The sequence below is a fragment of the Lutibacter sp. genome (assembly GCF_041562875.1).
Taxonomy (GTDB): domain Bacteria; phylum Bacteroidota; class Bacteroidia; order Flavobacteriales; family Flavobacteriaceae; genus Lutibacter.
On record NZ_JBFFOE010000179.1, the window covers coordinates 1 to 2,513 of the forward strand.

A 2,513-nucleotide genomic window follows, 5' to 3' on the forward strand; every position below is an offset into this window, starting at 1 on the left:
TAGTGGTATTGAAGTTATTATGTTGACTGGTGATAATGAAAATACAGCAAAGGCTGTTGCTAATGAATTACATATAAGCAACTTTAAGGCTAGTTGTTTGCCTGAAGACAAATTAGAATTTATTAAAAAATTGCAAGCTGAAGGTAAAATTGTTGCAATGGCAGGCGATGGAATAAATGATGCTCCTGCATTGGCGCAAGCAAATGTAGGTATTGCTATGGGAACAGGAACCGATGTTGCTATTGAAAGCTCACAAATAACTTTGGTAAAAGGTGATTTAAAAGGAATTGTGAAAGCAAAAAATTTGAGTCATGCCGTAATGAAAAACATCAAACAAAATTTAATTTTCTCATTTGCATATAATGTACTAGGAGTGCCTATTGCAGCAGGTATATTTTTTCCAATTTTCGGAATTTTATTATCCCCTATTATTGCAGCTTTAGCTATGAGTTTTAGTTCTGTTTCAGTAATTCTAAATTCATTAAGATTAAGAAATTCAAACATTTAAATTAAATAAAATATGAAAACAATAAAAAACAAACAATTAGCCAGTATTTTAATATTATTACTAGGCATTCTATTCACAGCCTGTAATAATAATGACGATGTAGTATATAGTGATGTTGTAGGTGTTTATGAAGGAACTTTAACAACTGATGTAGCAGGTAAATCAATAAATTCAAAATCCAATAGTACTGCAACAGCGATAGTAACTATGGTTGGTGATGAAATTGAAGTCCATTGTTTCAACGATGATTTTGACACTACAATTATGCTAAATTTATATGAAGATGGTGATATGTTAAATACTTGTTTAACAGGTGCTGATTTTGAAAACATGTATGGTCATATGATGGGGCAATCTAATATGAATGGAAATATGCAAAATATGAGTTCTGAGTGGATGCAACATTTAAACAATGAACATCAAAACTCTGATGAACATTTTGGAGGCTTTAATATGCTAAATAATTCTTTTGACTACACTTTTAAAATGGAAACTGGAGACTTTCATTTTCGAGGTATTAAATAAACAAAAAAAATATGCTGTTTATATATCAAGAATGAGGTCCAATTTATTGTAATGCTTTTCGTTGAGGAAAGAAATTTCCTTAACTCTTTTCATAGCATTTTTTTTAAAAGCTTCCTGAAAAGGGAGTTTTTTTTATTTAAAATGAGTATCTCTTTTAAACTTCAAAACAGCATTATGAAATAATTTATAAATATTTAAGTTACTTTTGTTACTTTAGCAAAAGTTTAAAAAAACACCTTCATTAATAAAAAAAGTTCAATAAATTCAAATAAACATTAATTAGTAAAATTTAAAAAAAATGAAAAAATTAATAGTATCATTAGTAGTGGTTTTCAGTTTTGTTGCCATTTCAACAGCACAGGAAAACGTAGAAAAAGTTGTAATTAAAGAAATAACCAAAGAGGTTAAACAATGTGCAGCCGATTGTACAAAACCTTGTTGTGCTGACAAAAAAGCGGAATGCAAAAAAGAAGGAAAAGAATGTGCAGCAGATTGTACTAAACCTTGTTGTACCGACAAAAAAGCAGAATGTAAAAAAGAAGGAAAAGAATGTGCAGCTGATTGTGCTAAACCTTGTTGTGCTGACAAAAAAGCAAAAAAACATGCTGAATGTAAAAGTGATAAACACGCGCATGCAAAAGAATCTAAAGAGTGCCCAGCAGATTGTACAAAACCTTGTTGTGCCAACAAAAATGTAGAAGAAAAAGGAATAGAAGTTGTATTTTCGTGTCCAATGAAATGCGAAGGAGATAAAACTTATGATAAAGAAGGATCTTGCCCAACTTGTAAAATGGATTTAAAGCCAGCTAAAAACTAATATATAATTATATTAAATAAAAAATCAGGGCAATGCCCTGATTTTTTTTGCTCTAAAAACTAATTTTATTTAAATATTTTCTACCAACCAGTTGCCAACTTCACTTGTTTTATAAGCTTTGTTTTTTCCTGATAAATCTTCTGTTACAATACCTTCCGCTAATGATTTATTAACTACTGCTTTAATAGCTTCGGCTTCCTCTTTTAATCCAAATGCCATGTCAAACATCATTGCAGCAGATAAAATTGTAGCTAATGGATTTGCAATATCTAAATCTGTTGCTTGCGGGTAAGAACCATGAATTGGCTCAAACAATTGATTTTCTGAACCTACTGAAGCACTTGGCATTAATCCCATAGAACCTGAAATTACAGAAGCTTCATCTGTTAAAATATCACCAAATAAGTTTTCAGTAATTAATACATCGTATGAATTTGGCCATTGAACCAAACGCATGGCAACAGCATCAACAAATTCATAAGAAACCGTAACTTCTGGGTACTCTTTTTCCATTGCTTGTACCGTTTCTCTCCATAAACGTGAAGTTTCTAATACATTTGCTTTATCAACACAACATAATTTTTTAGTACGTGTCATAGCTAATTCAAAGCCTTTTTTGGCCAAACGTTGTACTTCAAATCTTGTATAAACACAGTTGTCAAA

Annotated in this window: 4 protein-coding genes; 3 read left to right on the forward strand and 1 reads right to left on the reverse strand. The window is 30.6% G+C overall.

Going from position 1 to position 2,513, the window contains the following annotated elements:
• The 3 genes from ABY863_RS13435 to ABY863_RS13445 form a co-directional block, all read left to right on the forward strand.
• On the forward strand, positions 1 to 508 hold a 508-nt coding region (locus ABY863_RS13435), incomplete at its 5' end, for an HAD-IC family P-type ATPase (RefSeq protein ID WP_372795674.1).
• A 12-nt stretch (positions 509 to 520) separates the two neighbouring features.
• Positions 521 to 1,033, forward strand: coding sequence for a hypothetical protein (locus ABY863_RS13440; RefSeq protein WP_372795676.1), 513 nt, complete (start codon positions 521 to 523; stop codon positions 1,031 to 1,033).
• A 298-nt stretch (positions 1,034 to 1,331) separates the two neighbouring features.
• Positions 1,332 to 1,850 (forward strand): heavy metal-binding domain-containing protein, encoded by a 519-nt coding sequence (locus tag ABY863_RS13445; RefSeq protein WP_372795678.1) that lies wholly within the window; start codon positions 1,332 to 1,334, stop codon positions 1,848 to 1,850.
• 69 nt (positions 1,851 to 1,919) lie between these two features.
• On the opposite strand, the gene ABY863_RS13450 is transcribed toward ABY863_RS13445, so the two are convergent.
• On the reverse strand, positions 1,920 to 2,513 hold a 594-nt coding region (locus ABY863_RS13450; protein WP_372795681.1), incomplete at its 5' end, for an isocitrate/isopropylmalate family dehydrogenase.